Consider the following 17,837-nt stretch of genomic DNA (forward strand, 5'->3'; position numbering starts at 1 on the left):
GTGCGGTCCCTGGAGAAGGTGCGTGTGAGTGCAGGCGCCGGTGCAGGACACCCGGCCCACGTGGACGTCCGTACGGCTGGGTCGTTCAGTGCGCGGTGAGCCCGCCGTCGACCACCAGCTCCGCGCCGGTGACGAAGGAGGAGTCGTCGCAGGCCAGGAAGAGGATCGCGGGGGCGACCTCGTCGGCGCGGCCGGCTCGGCGCATGGGGGTGCGTTGGATGTCCGGCTGCTGGTCGCCCTGGTCGTCCAGGAGGTCCTGGATCATCGGGGTGGCTATCACCCCTGGATGCACCGAGTTGATCCGTACTCCCTGGCGGGCGTACTCGACCGCGGCGGTCTTGCTCAACAGGCGCACGGCCCCCTTTGACGCCTGGTAGGCCGCAGCCGCACCGCTTCCCACCAGGCCGAGTACGGACGACGTATTGATCACCGACGCGTTGCCGCTCGCACGCAGGAGCGGCATCGCCGCCCTCATGCCGAGCCATGTGCCTTTCTGGTTCACGTCGATGACGCGGTCCCACGCCTCTTCCCGCGTGTCCTCGATACCTGGCCAGTCCACGATGCCGGCGAGGTTCACGAGCACGTCCAGCGTTGCGAACCGGTCGCGTACGAGGGTGATCACTTCGTCCCACTCCCGCGCGGAGGAGACATCGAGGCGGGCGGCGACGACTTCCGCACCGCGTGCCTCGAGCCGGTGGGCGAGATCCCGCAGGGGGCCTTCGGCGACATCGGTGATCACCAGCCGGGCGCCTTCGTCGGCGAAGAGTTCGGCGGTCGCCGTGCCGAGGCCGCCGGTCGCGCCTGTGATCAGCGCGACCTTGCCGTCAAGTCGTTGTCCTGTCATGGGTGTGGTCCTTGATTCTCGTTGGTGTTGACTGGCTGACTCTGGCTGTCTGACCGTCGTGTCGGGGCTTCCTGGTCCGCCGGCGGTGGATGCGCCTCCGATACCAGGGCGGTTGCGGGCCCGGGGGCCCGGCCTTCTCTACGACTGCTGCCGCTGCTCCCGGTAGAGGACGAGGTGCTCGTGATAGAGCACTCCGTCCCGGATGTCGCCGGTGGCGGTGAAGCCGGTGTCGTCGACGTAGTCCAGGTGGCTACCGGCCACCGTGTACCGGCCGGTGTACGCGCCGGCCCGCTCGCCGCGGGCTTCGTCGTACCGGCCGTTCGGCAGCAGCTCCTGGCGGATGTGACCGTCCGCGGTCATCCACATCCCGACCACGTCGACCTGGTCGCCCTCGACGGTTCCGGCCGTGGCGGACTCCTCTCCTCGTACGATGCGGTCCCTTCCGCTCCACCGAGTCTGGGCAGGTCACCGGCCATCGACCAGGACGCGTGCTGCCCGGGTATGGCACACCCGGGCAGCGCATCGAGCTCTCGCCTAGCCTGGACGGATGGACGACAACCACCTGGGAGACTTCCTGCGCGCACGCCGCGCCGACCTGCGGCCGGAGGCCGTCGGCATGGCGAGTTACGGGCCCCGCAGAGTCGCCGGACTGCGCCGCGAGGAGGTCGCCGTCCTGGCCGGAGTCAACGCCGACTACTACACCCGCCTGGAACAAGGCCGCGAGCGCAACCCCTCACCCCAGGTGATCGACGCACTCAGCCGCGCACTGCACCTCGACACGGAGGCCCGCGCGCACTTGTACCGGCTGGCCGGGTCCGCGCCGGACGACCGGCCCTCCGCCGGGGCCACCGAGCAGGTGAGCCCAGCGCTGCGACAGCTGATGGACGGCTACCCGAACACCCCCGCGTTCGTCATGAACCGGACCCTGGACCTCCTCGCCGCCAACGCCATGGCCGATGCCCTCTACGCCCCGTTCGATCCGGCGGACAACTTGGCCCGTATGACCTTCCTCGACCCTGCGGGCCGCAGCTTCTACATGGACTGGGACCGGGCAGCACAGGCCACCGTCGCCAACCTGCGCGAGGCAACCGGATTCGACCCGGACAACCCGCGGCTGCGTGAACTCGTCCGCACCCTCACCGAGGACAACGCGGACTTCAACCGTCTCTGGAACGCCCACACCGTGCGCGGCAAGACCCGGGACGCCAAGCACCTCCTCCACCCCGACGTCGGCCCCCTTGCCCTCACCTACCAGGCCTTCGACGTACGCGACGCCCCCGGCCAGCAGCTGGTCATCTACCACGCCGAACCAGGCAGCCCCAGTGCCCAGTCCCTCAATCTGCTCGGTTCCATCCACGCCACCCATCGCCGGCCCGCCCCTCAATCCCACCGCTGATCAGCCGACGGAACAGGGGATCGTCCGGCCATGGTGGCCGGTCGGTTTCGCCTCCGCGTGGCTGTCAGGCGGTGCCGGGTGAGCGGAGGAGCCGGGGGTGCGGCGTCAGGCCGAGGTAGAGACCCGCTGCTGCCCGGTCGGGGGTGACGGGCAGGGGCAGCAGGTCACTGGTTCCGTGGCCTGCGAGTCCGCGCGGCGGGCGCCCGTCGACGGGGCAGCGTACCTCGCGCAGGAAGACATCCACGGCGTCGGTCTGACTGTCGTGGAGATCTTCGACCCCGGTGATGATGTTGAGGAAGGACTCGTGCAAGCGCAGTTGCGCTTGATCGTGCCTGCTCAGCTGCTGGGCTGTGCGGAAGTAGGCGTCCCGCCCCTCGTGAATGCGGTAGAAGGCACTGACCAGGACGAGGAGGCGCTCGTAGGCGTGTCGGTAGGCCGTCTGATAGAAGGCGCGGGCCGCCTGCTCGGTGACTTCGCCTTCGAGCACGCTGCTGATCGAGGCGGCGGCGAGCAGTCCGCTGTACATGGCCAGGTGCACTCCGGTGGACAGCAGCGGGTCCAAGAAGCACGCGGCGTCCCCTGCGGCGAACCATCCCGGACCGCAGAACACCTCGCTGACGTAGGAATAGTCGCTCTCGGTCCTGAGCTTGCTGGTCTGTCCGGCTTGGGCGAGCAGGCCGGACAGGAGCGGGCACCGGCCGATGGCCTCGTCGTAGACGGCCTGGAGTGAGCCCTGGTGTGCCTGCCTGGACCGGGCGAAGGAGCGTTTGTCGGTGACCAGGCCGACGCTGAGAGTGCCGTCATGCAGGGGGATGGCCCAGAGCCAGCCGTGGTCGGGCAGGGAGAACACCCCGATCGCGCCGCTGGGGGCGTCGGCGAGAGGCGCCGCGCCGCGCCAATATCCCCACAGGGCAACGTTGCGGAAGACGTCGTGGACGCGCCGGGTCCGCAACTGCCGTGCAGCCAGGAGCCCCGCGCGACCGGAGGCGTCGACCATGTGATCGAACCCGATGGTGTGGGTGGTGCCGTTCTGAGTCCAGGAGGCTTCCACGGCGCGGCTCGTGCCGCTTCCTTTCGATGCGTCAGCGAAGGTGACACGGCCGGTGCGTGCCTCTTCGCGCACGTCGGCTCCCTGGCGCCGTGCGTGGTCCAGGAGCAACTGGTCGAACTCGGAGCGGATCACCTGGAAGCTGTAGGCGGCGGGTCTGCCGGGCTCGTCGAAGCCCAGTGACCATTCCTGTCCGCCCCAGCCGTAAAAGGCCCCCGACTTGCGGACGAAGCCCTGCCTTTCGATCACCTCACGCGCGCCCAGGACATCCAGGACGGGCAGCAGCGAAGGCAGCAGTGATTCGCCGATGTGATAGCGCGGGAATCGCTCTCGCTCCAGGACGATCACTTCGTGTCCCCGTCGGGCCAGCAGGGCCGCGGCAGTAGCACCGGCCGGCCCGCCGCCGACCACCAAGACCTCGGTCCGCTCATGCAAGATGTGCTCCTCCGCCAGTTCAACGGTCTTGCGCACGGTTCCTACAGACCGATCCGGCACCGTCTGAGACAGTTCCATCACTATGAGCAGTCAACCTCACGGCGGGCGGTCGGCAACAGACGCCCATGCGCCACAATCCACTCGCCATTCGCGGAATGCGGCAGGCCCGCTCACCGTCGGAATCGAAGAGGAACTCCTTCTGATCGATCCGGTCACGCGGGAACTGAGCCCCTTGGGCCCGGAATTGGTGCGAGAAGCAGTCGGTGAACTCGGCGACCGGACCGGCACCGAGCTGACCCGCTACCAAGTCGAACTGCGCACCGGCCCCCACGTCTGTTTGCGAGAGGCCGGCGAACAGATCCGCACCGCGCGAAGAACTCTCGCGGACAGCGCCAACCGTCTGGGCCTGCGCATTGCCTCGACCGGAACCCCGGTGCAGACCCCGACGGGCCCGGTCTTGTTCACGCCGGGTCCCCGCTACGCACAAAGCGTCGCCCATTACCGGGCTCTGGACGACGAACAGATCGTATGCGCCTGCCACATTCACGTAGGCTTGCCCGACGTGCGTGATGCCTTCCGGGTCAGCAATCATCTGCGGCCCTGGCTGCCGGTACTGACCGCGATGACGGCCAACTCCCCCTTCTGGGGAGGCCAGGACACCGGATACGCCAGCTGGCGTACGACCAGCTGGGGGCGCTGGCCGGTGGCCGGCCCGCCGCCCTACCTCGAATCACCCGCCCACCTCGACGAGCTCGTCGAGGCCCTCATCCGCGCTGAAGCACTCATCGACCGTGCCGGACTCTACTGGGACATCCGGCCCTCCCATCACCTCCCGACCTTGGAAGTACGCGTCGCAGACGCAGCCCTGACCCCCGACGACAGCACCCTGCTCGCCGCCGTCGTCCGAGCTCTCACCGCGACCGCTCTCACCGCCATCACGGCAGGCGAGCCGCCTCCACGTCTGGAACCGGAACTGCTGCGTGCCGCCTGCTGGCGCGCGGCACGCGACGGCTTGTCCGGCAAGGGAATCGACCTGTCCACCGGACGCCTGGTGGCCCAGAAGACGCTGGCCGAACGACTGTTGCACCACGTGGCGCCGGCGCTGGACCGGCACGGCGACCTCGGCTTTGTGCGCGGCCACTGGAGACATCTACGCATGGCAGGAACCGGAGCGGACCGCCAACGTGCCGCCTATCACCGACGCTCCAGCACGAACGACCTCATTGACTACATCATCGCGGCAACCTGTCCCGCGTGAGTGCCTGGTGGAACCGGGGCCACGGCCGGGGGAGCGGCTCCTCTGCATCGCGCGGGTGCCGACGCGGGTGCCGGCGCGGCCTGCACTTACCGACAAGGGCCCCCGGGATGCCTCCCAGGGGCCCTGCGGTCCGGTGACGCGCGGATCGGTGTCTCTTCCGTCAGCGCTGCCAGATCACGGAATCGGAATCACCGAGGCACGTTGCGGTAGTCGCGCATCTTCTTGAGGAACCTCCGGAAGATGAATCCACCCGCCACGAGCAATGCAGCACCGACGGCGGTAATCCAAGGCGACTTTTGAGGTTCCGAGGCGATATATCCCACCCCGACCGCCATGAGAAGCAGACCTAGAATTACCCCCGAGAGGCTCGGCCAAATGTTCCTCGGCTGCGTTGCGTTCACCTCGGAGATCCTCACTTAGTCTTGTAAATCGGCCACAGCTTGCTATTGGACGACTTGACTGTCGCCGGAGTCTGCGGACCGTACATATTCACGATAGCATCGAAGGTTACCGTCGATGACGGGCCGCAGACGGGAAGGTGCTTTGCGAGGCACGACTGGAGCACTACCTTCCCGCGCAGGTGCTGACGGGTGCTGTTCCCGGAAACGACGTACGGCTGAGTGAAGTCCATCTTGATGCCGAGCGCCTGGCCTTGGACGTTGTTGTGGCCCGAGAGGGAGCCCGTGACGCGAGCGATTCGGCCCTTGCTGTCCTTTACGGTGGTGACCGTGAAGTCGATCTCCCCGGTTCGCGTGCTGCCGGCGCCGCCGCCCGGATAGAAATTCCAGACCTTGGTGCTCGTGGTTTCCCCTCCCTGCGCGTGCGCTGCGGGCGCCATTGCGATTCCCGACAGAGCTGCCAGAGTGGTTACTCCGATGGCCGCAGTCTTACGTATATGCATTTATTCCCCTGTTTTGACTCGCAAAGCGGACGGTCAATTCCGCTTGCACGCACGCTACGCACTTCCGGAACGTGGGATCAACTCAGTTGAGGGAAACTTGAGCATTGCCGTCGCGGGGTCAATTGAATTCCATGCCTGACCCAAAAAGTTTCCGGCGCGACACAACCGATGGGCTCGAAATTCCGTCCAGGTCGTATCCCGGGCAGGCCGGGCCGGGTGGGCGCTCACCATGGCCCCGGGGTCGGGAGCCCGGGGGTGGCGGCTGCATACCCTGGGGAACCTAGGACTTCGACTTAGGTTGGGGTCGACTCCTCTGTCTGGGGCAACGCCTCTGGAGCGCCCTTCGCGCAGCGGTTGATGGGGAGGCCGGCAGCATCATCGCGCGTGGGTAGCGACCGAGTTGGTGTTGCCCCGCCGTACGATCTGCTGAAGGCGCTGCCCTTCGTGGTGGTCGGTCTTCGCACGCCTACCGGCTCGGCCATCGCGTCTCCCGGGGCCGGTTGAACCAGCCGCCCGCTGTCTTGGTCCTGCGGCTGACCTAGCATCCCGTGTCATGAACGAAGCCGAGAACGTCTTGGACTGGCTGCAGGGTTGGTACTCCGCGCAGTGCAACGGGGACTGGGAGCACGAGTGGGGCGTCAAGATCGACACGCTCGACAACCCTGGTTGGACAGTCCGCGTCGACCTGGAGGACACCGATCTCGAGGGGCGCGATTTCCCCCGCCGGGACCTCAGGCGCAGCAAGGACAACTGGGTCTCGGCCCGGGTCTCCGATATGGCCTTCCGCGCTGCATGCGGGCCGGGCAACCTCGCTGAGACACTCACCCTCTTCCGTGAGTGGGCGGTGGAGAAGACCCCCCGGCAGGACAGCCCCGGCTTGATGCCTCCAGCCGCAGACGCCGCTCCACCCGGTGAACCTGAGCGGTCAAAGCGCTAGCCACGGACACACCCCTACCGGGCGTCGATTTCGGCGATGAGAGCCTCGATGCGGGTCTTGATCTCGTCGCGGATGGGGCGGACGGCGTCGAGTCCCTGGCCGGCCGGGCCATCGAGGGCCCAGTCGAAGTACTTCTTGCCGGGGAAGATCGGGCATGCGTCGCCGCATCCCATGGTGATGACGTAGTCGGACGCCTGGACGGCCTCGGTGGTCAGAACCTTCGGCTTCTGGGCGGAGATGTCGACGCCGACCTCCTTCATGGCCTCCACCGCGGCCGGGTTGACCTGGCCGCCGGGGATCGAGCCTGCGGAGCGGACCTCGATGCGGTCGCCCGCGAGGTGGGTCAGGAACCCGGCGGCCATCTGCGAACGCCCGGCGTTGTGGACGCAGACGAAGAGCACGGAGGCGAGGGGAGGGGTGGTCATGAGGTCTTCCTTCGCAAGTAATGAGCGGGAGACGGGCAAGGCGGGGGAGGGGGGGCGGTCATGAGGGGAAAATTCCGGCGGGCCCTGTGAGTCAGCCCGAACTGGTATCAGCTCCGAATGATGTGACAGTATCAGTGCATGCTGACTTCAGTCGACGCTGATGTGATTCGGGTGCTCGGTGACCCGCTCCGCCTGCAAATTGTGACCCTGCTTGCCCGGGAGACGCTCTGCACGACGCACCTGGTCCAGGAGACCGGCGCCAAGCAGACCAATCTCTCCAATCACATGAAGGTGCTGCGCGAGGCCGGTCTGGTGGAAACGGAGCCGTGCGGCCGCTTCACCTACTACAAGCTGCGCCCCGAGGTCCTGGCCTCGATTTCCGAACAGTTCGCCGAGCTGGCGGCCTCCGCCCGCACTGCGGCCGACAACAAGAGGGCCTGCTGATGAGCCGCACCGACACCCCACCGCAGACGGATCAGGGCACGGCGTCAGGCGAGGGCATCGTCGCGAAGCTCTCCACCCTGGACCGCTACCTGGCCGTCTGGATCCTGCTGGCCATGGCCGTCGGCCTGGGCCTGGGCCGCCTCATCCCCGGCATGAACGACGCCCTGGCGAAGATCGAGGTCGGCGGCATCTCGCTGCCGATCGCGCTCGGCCTGCTCGTGATGATGTATCCGGTCCTTGCCAAGGTTCGCTACGACAAGCTCGACACCGTCACCGGCGACCGGAAGCTGATGGTCTCGTCGCTGGTCATCAACTGGATCGTCGGCCCGGCCGTCATGTTCTCGCTGGCCTGGATCTTCCTGCCGGACCTGCCGGAGTACCGCACCGGCCTGATCATCGTCGGACTTGCCCGCTGCATCGCGATGGTCATCATCTGGAACGACCTGGCCTGCGGCGACCGCGAAGCCGCCGCGGTCCTGGTCGCATTGAACTCCGTCTTCCAGGTCATCGCTTTCGGCCTGCTGGGCTGGCTCTACCTCGACCTGCTGCCAGGCTGGCTGGGCCTGGGCGACGGCGAGCACCTGGACATCTCCATGTGGAAGATCGCGTTGAACGTCGTCATCTTCCTGGGCATCCCACTCCTTGCCGGATTCCTCACCCGCCGCATCGGGGAGAAGAAGATGGGACGCACCGGATACGAGTCCGGCTTCCTTCCGAAGATCGGCCCGTGGGCGCTGTACGGACTGCTGTTCACGATCGTCATCCTCTTCGCCCTGCAGGGCAAGACCATCACTTCGCAGCCGCTGGACGTCGTCCGTATCGCCCTTCCGCTGCTCGTGTACTTCGCGGTCATGTTCTTCGGCACGTTCCTGCTGGGCAAGGCACTCGGTCTCGCCTACGACCGCACCGCGACCCTCGCATTCACGGCCGCGGGCAACAACTTCGAACTGGCCATCGCCGTCGCCATCGCCACCTTCGGCGTCACGTCCGGCCAGGCCCTGTCCGGCGTCGTCGGCCCGCTCATCGAAGTCCCGGTACTGATCGGCCTGGTCTACGTATCCCTGGCCTGGCGCAAGAAGTTCAGCGCGCGAGCCCTGACGACGGCCCCGTGACCCACACGGCGGATGTGGTGGTGATCGGCGGCGGGCAGGCAGGGCTCGCCGCCGGTTACCACCTGCGCCGACGCAAGCTCGACTTCGTCATCCTCGACGCCCTGGACGATCCGGGCGGCGCCTGGCAACACACCTGGGATTCGCTGCGCCTCTTCTCCCCGGCCGCGTTCTCCTCTCTGCCGGGCCGGCTCATGCCCGCCCAGAGCGGTCATGAGTACCCGGACGCCGGGCACGTCGTGGACTACCTTGCCGACTACGAACAGCGCTACGACCTGCCCCTGCGGCGCCCCGTCCGGGTCGACGCCGTAAAAACCGAGGGCGAACGGCTGCGCGTGGAGTCGGACGCAGGCGCCTGGTCTGCGCGGGCGGTCATCTCGGCGACCGGCACCTGGTGGCGCCCGTTCCTGCCCGCGATCCCGGGCCGTGAGGTGTTCACCGGCCGTCAGCTGCACACCGTCGGCTACCGCAGTCCGGCCGAATTTGCCGGGCAGCGGGTCATCGTGGTCGGCGGGGGGAACTCGGGGGCGCAGATCGCCGCCGATCTCGCCTTGGCCGGTGTCGAGTTGACCTGGGTCACCCAGCGCCCGGCCCGTTTCCTGGCCGACGACATCGACGGCCGCGCCTTGTTCGACGCCGCGACCGCCCGCCGTCGAGCCCTCGATCAAGGCAAGACCGGTACCGGCGGGGTGGCCTCGCTCGGTGACATCGTCGCCGTCCCCCCGGTCCGCGCCGCCCGCGAGGCCGGACTCCTCAAAGCGCAGTCGATGTTCCGGCGCCTCACCACGGACGGAGTGGAATGGGCCGACGGCACGAGGGCTCTCGCCGACGCGGTGATCTGGTGCACCGGCTTTCGCCCCGCCCTGTCCCACCTGGCCCCGCTCGGCCTGCGCGGCACGCGCGGGCGCATCGCCACCGAGGGCACCCGCGCCGTGGGAAATCCCCGCGTGCACCTGCTCGGCTACGGCGACTGGACCGGCCCGGCATCAGCCACTCTGATCGGCGTCGGACGCCCGGCCCGAGAGGCCGCTGCCGAGATCGCAGGGCTCCTGTAACTCCATCCCGACGATGCCGAGTCCGGGCACGGCGGCGGCGATGCCGCCGCGGTGCGGTGGCCGTCCGCCGTCGTCCAGGGCGCCGCTGCCAGGATGACGGCGGTCACTGCTTCCTCGGTCCTGTCGGCCCAGACGACCCCTTCGGCCGTGCGGCGAATGAACATCCCTCCCCGGCGCGCTGCTGCCCGCCGGACTGCGGCTGACCCGCCTCCAGGGTCAGCTGCGCAGGTCGAGCATGGCCGACATCGCGGCCACGACAGAGGGTGCGACCTGGTAGTAGACCCAGGTCCCGCGCCGCTCCGAGGTCAGCAGGCCCGCGTCCTTGAGCTTCTTCAGGTGGTGGGAGACGGTCGGCTGGGAGACGCCGACGTCGGAGATGTCGCACACGCACGCCTCGCCGCCCGCGTGCGAGGCGACCTTGGAGAACAGCCGCAGCCGCACCGGGTCGGACAGGGCCTTGAACATGGCGGCCATCCGCTCGGCATCCGCGGGCGACAGCTCCCCGGCGGTGATCGGCGGGCAGCACGGCACCACGGCGTCGGCGTCCAGTACCGGCAGTTCGACAACCTTCGATTTCGACATACGTCTATGTTGACACCCATCGATACGAGTGGCAAGCTCCAGACAACGACAGGCATCGACAGATATCGAAACAGGGAGTCCTCGTGTCTCCCGCCCTCCGTACCGCGTCCACCGCCATACGAGCCCGCCCCACCGTTCGCGTTCACCGCCATCCGGCCCGCCGCACCACCCGGCACCTGGCCCGAGCCGGCTTCTGCGACGGCTGCGCCCCTGCCGGTGACCGTGCCGCCCGAGCGGCCCGGATCCGCCGGCACACCCAGCCGGCCGCTCCTACTCACGCACGCTGACCCCGTTCACCCCGCTTCGAGGAGACCGAGCATCATGAGCACCCAGCAGCTACCCGTCATCGTCATCGGCGCCGGTCCCACCGGACTGGCCGCGGCCGCCCACCTCGTCGAGCGCGGCATCGAGCCTCTTGTTCTGGAAGCGGGCGACAGCGCCGGTGCGGCCGTGCGCGAGTGGAGCCACGTGCGCCTGTTCTCCACCTGGGGCGAAGTCGTCGACCCCGCCGCCGAGAAGCTGCTTGCCCCCACCGGCTGGGTCAAGCCGGACGGCGACACCTATCCGAGCGGCGGCGACTGGGCGACGAAGTACCTGCAGCCGCTGGCCGACGTCCTGGGCGACAGGGTCCGTTTCGGCGCGACGGTCACCGGCGTCTCTCGCCAGGGCCGTGACCGGGTCGTGGACGCCGACCGCGAGCAGCAGCCCTTCACCGTGCACGTCCAGAGCGCTGACGGCAGCGAGCAGCGGCTCATCGCCCGCGCGGTCATCGACGCCTCCGGCACCTGGTCCACACCCGGCCCGATCGGCGGCGACGGCCTGCCCGCCCTCGGCGAGCACACCGCCGGTGCGCGCATCTCTTACCGCGTGCCCGACCTCAAGAACCCGGCCGTACGAGCCCGCTACGCGGGCAAGCGCACCGCGGTCATCGGCTCCGGCGCCTCCGCGTTCACCGCGCTCGCCTACCTGGCCGACCTCGCCGTGGACGCCCCGGACACCCACGCGGTCTGGGTCCTGCGGCGCGGCATCAGCGGCTCGACGTTCGGCGGCGGGGAGGCCGACCAGCTGCCCGCACGCGGAGCGCTCGGCCTGGCGGCCAAGGCCGCCGTGGACAACGGCCACGCCGATGCCGTCACCGGATTCCGCACCGACGCCGTCGAGCAGAGCGGCGAGCAGCTGGTCCTCATCGCCGAGGACGGCCGCCGTCTCGACCCGGTCGACGAGGTCATCGTCCTGACCGGCTTCCGCCCCGACCTGTCCTTCCTGAACGAACTTCGCCTCGGCCTCGACGAGCGCCTCCAGGCTCCCCTCGCGCTGGCCCCGCTGATCGACCCCAACCAGCACTCCTGCGGCACCGTCTACCCGCACGGCGTGGGCGAACTCTCACACCCCGAGCGGGACGTCTACCTGGTCGGCATGAAGTCCTACGGCCGCGCCCCGACCTTCCTGGCCATGACCGGCTACGAGCAGGTCCGCTCCATCGCCGCGGCCCTCGCCGGCGACCAGGAGGCCGCCGAACGCGTGGAATTGACCCTGCCGGAGACCGGCGTCTGCGGCGGCGCGGGCCTCTTCGACGAGCCGGAAGCCACCCCGTCCGAAGGCGGCGGCTGCTGCGCGGCCCCGGCCACTGCCACCGTGCAGATCGGCGTCGGCGCCCCGGCCGCCGCCTCGGGCGGCTGCTGACCGACGTGCCCGACGCGAGCGCGGCAGCGGCTGACACCGGAACGCCAACGACTCCGGAACGGCCGCGGCCGCGCGCCGTGCTGCCCGCGCTGTGCGCCACCCAGATCACCGGCTGGGGGGTCGTTTATTACGCCTTTCCCGTGCTCAACTCCCGTATAACGGCGGACACCGGCTGGTCCACGACGTCCACGACCGCCGCTTTCTCCGGGGCCCTGCTGGTCTCCGCGCTGGTCGGCATACCCGTTGGCCGCGTCCTGGACCGCCGGGGCCCGCGCGCGGTGATGACCGGAGGATCGGTTCTTGCCGTCGCCGCGATCCTCGCGATCGCCTGCGCTCCCAACCTCGCCGCATTCACCGCCGCCTGGCTCCTTGCCGGAGTCGCGATGGCCGCCACCTTCTACCAGCCGGCATTCGCTGCCCTCACCCGCTGGTGGGGCGAGCAGCGAATCCGCGCCCTCACCCTGGTCACTCTCGCCGGCGGCCTCGCCTCGACCGTCTTCGCGCCGCTCACGGCCGCACTCGCCGCCCACTTCGACTGGCGCACGACGTACGCCCTCCTCGCAGTGATTCTCGCGGCCATCACCATCCCGGCCCACGCCCTCGCACTGCGCGCCCCCTGGCCACCGGCACCAACCCACGACCGGAAGGCCGCGACCAGCAACGCAACCAGTAGACCGATCACCCGCAGTCGCCCCTTCCTGCTGCTGACCGCAGCCCTCACGCTCAACGGCTTCGCGATCTACGCGGTCGGCATCGCCCTCGTACCCCTCCTGACCGAACGAGGCGCCGGCCCGGCCACCGCGGCGTGGGCGCTCGGCCTGAGCGGAGCGGGCCAGACCCTCGGCCGTACGTTGTACGCAACCCTCGCCCGCCGCACGGGAGTCACCACCCGCACCGTCGCACTCATCGCACTGGCCGGCGCCACGACGGCAGCCCTCGGCTTCGTTCCGGGACCGATCCCGCTCCTCGTGGTGCTGGCGGTGCTCGCCGGCATGGTGCGCGGCAACCTCACCCTCCTCCAGGCCACCGCGGTCACCGACCGCTGGGGCGCCACTCACTACGGCCGCCTCTCCGGCCTCATGGCAGCACCGGTCACCGTGGCCGGCGCCCTGGCTCCCTTCGCCGGGGCAGCACTCGCAGCACAACTCGGCGGATACCCGGCACTCTTCGCCGTCCTGACCGGGGCGTCTCTAGCCGCGTGCGTCCTGGCGGCTGGTTCACGCAGCCGCTGATCGAGCAACTCCGGAGGCGCCCGGGCCCCCGCCCCGGAGCGGAGCCCCTTCCCCGGAACGCCGCCAACCCGGCTGCGCCGCCCTCCACCAATTCACCGCGGATAAGCACCTTTTGAGAGCGCGCGGCCTGGGAGTAGACGCGCTGCCGGACGAGGGAGGTCTCGCCCAAGCCGGCTCTGGCCGGCGGGGGCCATGCAATCGTGCGGTCAATTGCACGCCATCGGAGGGAAGTACGCCAGGTCAGCGCTGTCCGTGTGCCCGGTGGATGCGGCGCCGTGGACGCCGACGCCCACGGCCCCCGTCCCGGTGATCGCGGCGCTCGGGAGCGGAGGGCGGCCGGGGCAGGGCCGGGAGCGGTCGGGTGGCGGCGCCGTGAGCGTCTCTGCCGGTGGGCTGGGAGTGGCTGTAGTGGTGCAGTGCGATCCTGTCGGCGCGCTGGGCGTTGAGCCTCTGAATCACGTACGCCGCTCCGATGAGCAGGACCAACAGGACGCCGACCGTCAGGAGCGTGTCCATGGCGTCACGCCCCTGCTCCCGGACGGCCGACCAGGGTTATGGCAGCCGCGTGGGTAGAGGACGCCCCGCCCTCGTACTCCCACGCCTCTTCGGAGTCCTGCACCCGGCCGGCGGACGAGTCGCCGTGGCGGGCTTCCTCCGCGGCCAGCAGCGCGCTCGCGGTCAGCGGCGCCCCCGCGGGGTCGCTCGCGGCGGCCATCAGCCGGGCGGCGGCCGCAGGGCGGGTCTCGGGCGGGATCACCAGCAGGTCCCAGCGTCCGACACTGTAGGAGAGCAGCAAGACCTTGTGCGGGTCGAGCTCCGTGGTGAACCACCCGACCTTCACCACGTGCCCGTGGACGGGCACCTTGCGCGGGATCACGGGCCAGTGGGTGGGATTGACGGCGATGCGGGTGATGCGTCCCTCGTGCAGGTCCAGCACGTCGGTCAGATCGGGCAGTTCACGCAGCAGGTCGCGGGAGCGGGGCCACCACGCGCCGTCCAGCAGGCCACGGGGGGCATCCGGGGCTTTCAGCGAGAGGCGGGCGGCCGGTACGGCGGGGTCCGTGGGCGGCGGCGGGAGAAGGCTGATGATCGCGGACATGGCGCGAACCCGTCTCCAGGCAGCTGTCCGAGGGCAACTGCCTGGTGTATTTGCTCGCCGAGAACGACTAGGGCGCGATGGCCGGTGTGCGACATGCTCTCGGTATCTCCAGATTACTCCTCGGCCAGGCGCAACGGACCGTGCGATGCGGCCGAGTTCGCAGGCCTCCGCTCCCGCGGGGCGTGTCACGACTCGTCCCTGGCGTCACACGACCCGAAGCACGGGGACATCGCGGAGCCAGGCGCGGAGAACCGCCCGATCGCCACGCTCGCGACTGCGGGTGGTCACGGCGATCGCCGACGGGCGCCTGCCTCTGCGTACTTGCGGAAGGCATAAACAGCTCGCATCTTGTCCCAGCGTTCACCGGCCCAGAAGTGCGGCTTGTAGGAGGTGAGGGTGTTGCGGAACTCGTAGCGCGCGTACCAGGGACGGCCGTGCTCGGCATCCGGCCACGTCCACGCACCGGCCCATGCGGGGAGCGTAGACCGGAGCTGCCGCAGACCCGATTGGCGTTGACCCGCATCGAGGATTTGCCGTCCGGCGAGATTCTAAGGGCAGTCGTCTTGGTGTCACCTCCCTGGCGTAAAGGCTCTCCCGCAGTGCATCAGGAGCCCGGCGCCTCATTCGCCTGTCTCCCCGTCGATGAGCTCGCGCGCGATGTCGAGGTGACCGATGTGTCGGGCGTACTCCTGGAGCAGGTGGAAGAGAATCCGCCCGAGCGAGGGCGCTTGGTCGGGCGTCTTGAAGCGACCCCCGAGGCGTGCCTGGTCGCTCAACGCGGCATGCGCAATAAGGGAGGTGGCGGCGGTGACCTCCGCCTGGTAGGCGGTGATGACCTGCGTAGTGGCGGTGTCGGCGGCAATCGCCCACTCCTCGGTGTCTCCGCCGGGCGGGTAGGCGACGACATCCTCGGCGCCGAATCCCCATCGCAGCCATCGGCGTTCAACCCAGCCGAGGTGCTGGACCAGTCCGAGCGGCGACCAGCCGAGTGGCTCGGCGGGCGTGCGGAGTTGATCGTCGGAGAGCCCGGCGAGCTTTCGCATCAGGGCTTCTCGGTACCACCCCAGGTAGCCGAGGAGCAGTTCACGGGCGTCGGATACGTCGACGGCCGGGCCGTCGAGCGGGGCGGGAACTTGTTCCGGAGGATGCTGCATCGCGCGAACGTAGCGCCCGAGCCGAGCCTGACACACGGCATTGACATGATCATTGTGTGGCTGGTGTGACCAGGGCTCCGACGCCGCGATCACTGCTGTCCCGTCAAGATCGTCCCACTACCGCAGAGCCTGGACTTACGGAGATCCCTACGCCCCGGAATTTCTCTGGGCGGTCTTGTCATCGGCCGGTACCGTGTGACGGAGAGCCAAGGGGGGACGAGCTGGTGCGTCCAGTGCTGCTGGTGGATGTGGACGGACCGCTGAATCCGTACGCCGCGAAGCCGCACCGCCGGCCCGAGGGCTATCAGACGCACCGCCTACTGACGCCTCGCTGGAAGGCCATCGAGCGACGCCGGATGACTGAGTGGGGATTGCCGAACAAGCCCGTGAAGCCGCTGCGGGTGTGGCTCAACCCGGATCACGGCCCGGCGCTGGATGCCCTTCCCTTCGACCTGGTGTGGGCGACCACGTGGGAGGAAGAAGCCAACGCTTTCATCGCGCCAGTCCTGGGATTGCCGGAGCTGCCCTTCATTCCCTGGACCTCCCCGCGGGCTCAGTCCGGCGGTGGTGTGTTCTGGAAGACGCCTGAGATCGTCGCGTGGGCGAAAGGCCGGGCGTTCGCTTGGATCGACGACGAGATCACACAAGCCGATCACGCCTGGGTGAAGGAACACCACGACGGTCCCGTACTTCTGCACCGGATCGATCCCCGAAGCGGCCTTACCATCGACGACTTTGCCGCGCTGACGGCATGGGCGGCCGGCCTGGACTGACGTCACCGCCGGCCGGCAACCGCCCCCGGCGCCGTTCCGCGCGAACAATGCGGGACAGTCAAGCCCTTCTGGCAACTCCTGTCCCGGCCCCGTGCCCTCCTCAGGCGTCTGCTCCTCGGACGGCTCGGATATCCGGAGCATGGCCTGACGCGCAGGGGGCGGTGTGGCAGACCACGGGCCTCGGCGTGATCAGGTGAGTGCGGGGCCGACTTGAGAGACGGGGAGAGCCAGTCAGACGCCGGGGCCCTGACGTCGAAGTTCTGCTCGGGCAGAGGGCCGAGTCCACTCGGCCGGAGGGATCTCAGTCGCTCGCGCCGAGAGTCTGCGCAAGTGCGCCAAGGGTCACGTCGACGATGGCGCGCAGCTGTTCGGTGCTCGCTCCGGCTCTGCTCATGACGGCGAGGGATTGGTTGACGCCCGCAAGGTGGGCCGCGAAGGACTCGGCCGTCTCGTCGTGCAGTCGGGCGGCCTTCAGCGCGGCGCGTAGCCGGGTGTGCTGAAAGCCGATCGCCTCCCGTGTACGCGCCGCGACGCTCGCGCTCAGCACTGGGCTCGCCATGACCGTTTGGGCTACCAGGCATCCGTCGGGCACAGCGGGGTCCGCGATGCGTTCCAGAGTGATGTCAAAGAACGCCCGCGCGGCCGCCAGGGGCCGGTCGGCGGCACAGGACAACGCGGCGTCGTACTTGTCTCCGTAGCGCGTGGTGTAGCGCTCCAGACAGCGCATGAAGAGCGCGTCCTTGTCGCCGAAGGAGGAGTAGATGGAACTGCGGTTGAGCCCGGTCGCCCTCGACAGGTCGTCCAGCGACGTATCCGCGTAGCCGGCCCGCCAGAACTGGATCATTGCGGCGTCGAGCGCCGTGGCGATGTCGAACTGCTTCTTGCCGGCCAATACGGCACCTTCCTTCTGCTCAGTTCAGTCTCCTTGGCGGAGTCCATCATCCCATCTTGAACTAAGCGGTTCAAGATGAGTTAGGGTGCAGGCATGATCGTGGCCGGATGTCCCGCAGACCTCACAGCACAGCGGAACGCGTACCGCGTGCCTGCGGTCGGCGCCGGCACGGCCGTCGACACCACTGTCGTGGCGGGCGGAACACTGACGATCCGGCTGTACGTCCGGTGGCCTCGCCAGTCGGCTCCAGACCGCACATCACCGTGGTCGTGTTCATCGCCTACGTTGTCGGGGTTGTCGGCGCCCTACTCGTGGCCGGCGCCCCGTTCGACGGCATTGGCCGCACTCCCGCAATCGCGCTGTCGCTTCCCGCACGGCGCCGGGCACTGCGGGATGCGCGCAGGCAGCAGGCCGCACGGTCCAGCCGATCTCGCCAGTGCTGATCGACGTGGCGGCGGGGCTCATCAGCGCGGCGGCAACGTCGGCGACCGCGGAACTCCTGCGCGGGCACACGACACCAGCCGTGCTGAGCGCCGCGGCCGGCGTCGGCGGCCCCGAGCCTCGGCGTCG

At 69.0% G+C, this 17,837-nt stretch carries 20 protein-coding genes; 9 read left to right on the plus strand and 11 right to left on the minus strand.

Features of this window, described 5'->3' with window-relative positions; genetic code table 11:
• Nucleotides 1-85: 85 nt before the first annotated feature.
• Nucleotides 86-844 (minus strand): SDR family NAD(P)-dependent oxidoreductase, encoded by a 759-nt coding sequence (locus IE226_RS36800; protein ID WP_190085848.1) that lies wholly within the window; start codon nucleotides 842-844, stop codon nucleotides 86-88.
• 138 nt (nucleotides 845-982) lie between these two features.
• Nucleotides 983-1,210, minus strand: coding sequence for an Atu4866 domain-containing protein (locus IE226_RS36805; protein ID WP_190085881.1), 228 nt, complete (start codon nucleotides 1,208-1,210; stop codon nucleotides 983-985).
• Between the two features lie 181 nt (nucleotides 1,211-1,391).
• On the opposite strand from IE226_RS36805, the gene IE226_RS36810 reads away from it, so the two are divergent.
• Complete coding sequence (locus IE226_RS36810) at nucleotides 1,392-2,240, plus strand: helix-turn-helix transcriptional regulator (protein ID WP_190085849.1); 849 nt, start codon at nucleotides 1,392-1,394, stop codon at nucleotides 2,238-2,240.
• A gap of 64 nt (nucleotides 2,241-2,304) precedes the next feature.
• Here the strand turns inward: IE226_RS36810 and IE226_RS36815 are convergent, their stop codons facing one another.
• Entirely contained in the window at nucleotides 2,305-3,759 is a 1,455-nt protein-coding gene (locus IE226_RS36815) for an NAD(P)/FAD-dependent oxidoreductase (protein ID WP_229871773.1), read from the minus strand.
• Between the two features lie 46 nt (nucleotides 3,760-3,805).
• On the opposite strand from IE226_RS36815, the gene IE226_RS36820 reads away from it, so the two are divergent.
• Complete coding sequence (locus IE226_RS36820) at nucleotides 3,806-4,981, plus strand: carboxylate-amine ligase (RefSeq protein ID WP_190085851.1); 1,176 nt, start codon at nucleotides 3,806-3,808, stop codon at nucleotides 4,979-4,981.
• 188 nt (nucleotides 4,982-5,169) lie between these two features.
• Here IE226_RS36820 and IE226_RS45295 read toward each other — a convergent pair whose 3' ends face one another.
• Both IE226_RS45295 and IE226_RS36830 read right to left on the minus strand, forming a co-directional pair.
• The gene (locus IE226_RS45295) at nucleotides 5,170-5,316 is read right to left on the minus strand and encodes an LPXTG cell wall anchor domain-containing protein (RefSeq protein ID WP_373307093.1); all 147 of its coding nucleotides are present in this window, start codon (nucleotides 5,314-5,316) and stop codon (nucleotides 5,170-5,172) included.
• Between the two features lie 77 nt (nucleotides 5,317-5,393).
• Nucleotides 5,394-5,819 carry a hypothetical protein gene (locus IE226_RS36830; RefSeq protein ID WP_190085853.1) on the minus strand — a complete coding sequence of 142 codons (426 nt, stop codon included), beginning with the start codon at nucleotides 5,817-5,819 and terminating at the stop codon, nucleotides 5,394-5,396.
• A gap of 616 nt (nucleotides 5,820-6,435) precedes the next feature.
• On the opposite strand from IE226_RS36830, the gene IE226_RS36835 reads away from it, so the two are divergent.
• Complete coding sequence (locus tag IE226_RS36835; RefSeq protein ID WP_190085854.1) at nucleotides 6,436-6,819, plus strand: immunity 53 family protein; 384 nt, start codon at nucleotides 6,436-6,438, stop codon at nucleotides 6,817-6,819.
• Nucleotides 6,820-6,833: 14 nt separating this feature from the next.
• On the opposite strand, the gene IE226_RS36840 is transcribed toward IE226_RS36835, so the two are convergent.
• On the minus strand, nucleotides 6,834-7,244 hold the full coding sequence (locus IE226_RS36840) for an arsenate reductase ArsC (RefSeq protein WP_190085855.1): 411 nt from the start codon (nucleotides 7,242-7,244) through the stop codon (nucleotides 6,834-6,836).
• A gap of 138 nt (nucleotides 7,245-7,382) precedes the next feature.
• Between IE226_RS36840 and IE226_RS36845 the strand changes: the two genes are divergently transcribed.
• From IE226_RS36845 to IE226_RS36855, 3 genes are read left to right on the plus strand one after another with little or no spacing between them, the layout of a single operon-like run.
• Nucleotides 7,383-7,688 carry an ArsR/SmtB family transcription factor gene (locus IE226_RS36845; RefSeq protein WP_190085856.1) on the plus strand — a complete coding sequence of 102 codons (306 nt, stop codon included), beginning with the start codon at nucleotides 7,383-7,385 and terminating at the stop codon, nucleotides 7,686-7,688.
• Nucleotides 7,688-8,800, plus strand: coding sequence for an ACR3 family arsenite efflux transporter (arsB, locus tag IE226_RS36850; protein WP_190085857.1), 1,113 nt, complete (start codon nucleotides 7,688-7,690; stop codon nucleotides 8,798-8,800). The genes IE226_RS36845 and arsB overlap by 1 nt, the downstream gene beginning before the upstream one ends.
• On the plus strand, nucleotides 8,797-9,852 hold the full coding sequence (locus IE226_RS36855) for an ArsO family NAD(P)H-dependent flavin-containing monooxygenase (RefSeq protein WP_190085858.1): 1,056 nt from the start codon (nucleotides 8,797-8,799) through the stop codon (nucleotides 9,850-9,852). The genes arsB and IE226_RS36855 overlap by 4 nt, the downstream gene beginning before the upstream one ends.
• A gap of 216 nt (nucleotides 9,853-10,068) precedes the next feature.
• Here IE226_RS36855 and IE226_RS36860 read toward each other — a convergent pair whose 3' ends face one another.
• The gene (locus tag IE226_RS36860) at nucleotides 10,069-10,434 is read right to left on the minus strand and encodes an ArsR/SmtB family transcription factor (RefSeq protein ID WP_190085859.1); all 366 of its coding nucleotides are present in this window, start codon (nucleotides 10,432-10,434) and stop codon (nucleotides 10,069-10,071) included.
• A 321-nt stretch (nucleotides 10,435-10,755) separates the two neighbouring features.
• On the opposite strand from IE226_RS36860, the gene IE226_RS36865 reads away from it, so the two are divergent.
• A complete protein-coding gene (locus IE226_RS36865; RefSeq protein ID WP_190085860.1) occupies nucleotides 10,756-12,117 on the plus strand; it encodes an NAD(P)-binding domain-containing protein in 1,362 nt (453 codons plus the stop codon).
• Nucleotides 12,118-12,122: 5 nt separating this feature from the next.
• On the plus strand, nucleotides 12,123-13,349 hold the full coding sequence (locus tag IE226_RS36870) for an MFS transporter (protein WP_229871774.1): 1,227 nt from the start codon (nucleotides 12,123-12,125) through the stop codon (nucleotides 13,347-13,349).
• A gap of 240 nt (nucleotides 13,350-13,589) precedes the next feature.
• Here IE226_RS36870 and IE226_RS36875 read toward each other — a convergent pair whose 3' ends face one another.
• The 3 genes from IE226_RS36875 to IE226_RS36885 all read right to left on the minus strand — a co-directional run bounded on the left by IE226_RS36875 (nucleotide 13,590) and on the right by IE226_RS36885 (nucleotide 15,602).
• A complete protein-coding gene (locus tag IE226_RS36875; RefSeq protein WP_190085861.1) occupies nucleotides 13,590-13,865 on the minus strand; it encodes a hypothetical protein in 276 nt (91 codons plus the stop codon).
• A 4-nt stretch (nucleotides 13,866-13,869) separates the two neighbouring features.
• Nucleotides 13,870-14,448, minus strand: a complete 579-nt coding sequence (locus IE226_RS36880; protein WP_190085862.1) for a DUF5994 family protein — start codon at nucleotides 14,446-14,448, stop codon at nucleotides 13,870-13,872.
• Between the two features lie 620 nt (nucleotides 14,449-15,068).
• The gene (locus tag IE226_RS36885; protein ID WP_190085863.1) at nucleotides 15,069-15,602 is read right to left on the minus strand and encodes a DinB family protein; all 534 of its coding nucleotides are present in this window, start codon (nucleotides 15,600-15,602) and stop codon (nucleotides 15,069-15,071) included.
• Between the two features lie 221 nt (nucleotides 15,603-15,823).
• On the opposite strand from IE226_RS36885, the gene IE226_RS36890 reads away from it, so the two are divergent.
• Entirely contained in the window at nucleotides 15,824-16,375 is a 552-nt protein-coding gene (locus tag IE226_RS36890) for an HAD domain-containing protein (protein WP_190085883.1), read from the plus strand.
• A 301-nt stretch (nucleotides 16,376-16,676) separates the two neighbouring features.
• Here the strand turns inward: IE226_RS36890 and IE226_RS36895 are convergent, their stop codons facing one another.
• Nucleotides 16,677-17,267, minus strand: a complete 591-nt coding sequence (locus tag IE226_RS36895; RefSeq protein WP_190085864.1) for a TetR/AcrR family transcriptional regulator — start codon at nucleotides 17,265-17,267, stop codon at nucleotides 16,677-16,679.
• Between the last annotated feature and the right edge of the window lie 570 nt (nucleotides 17,268-17,837).

The organism is Streptomyces longisporoflavus (assembly GCF_014649775.1).
In the GTDB taxonomy this organism is placed as follows: domain Bacteria; phylum Actinomycetota; class Actinomycetes; order Streptomycetales; family Streptomycetaceae; genus Streptomyces; species Streptomyces longisporoflavus.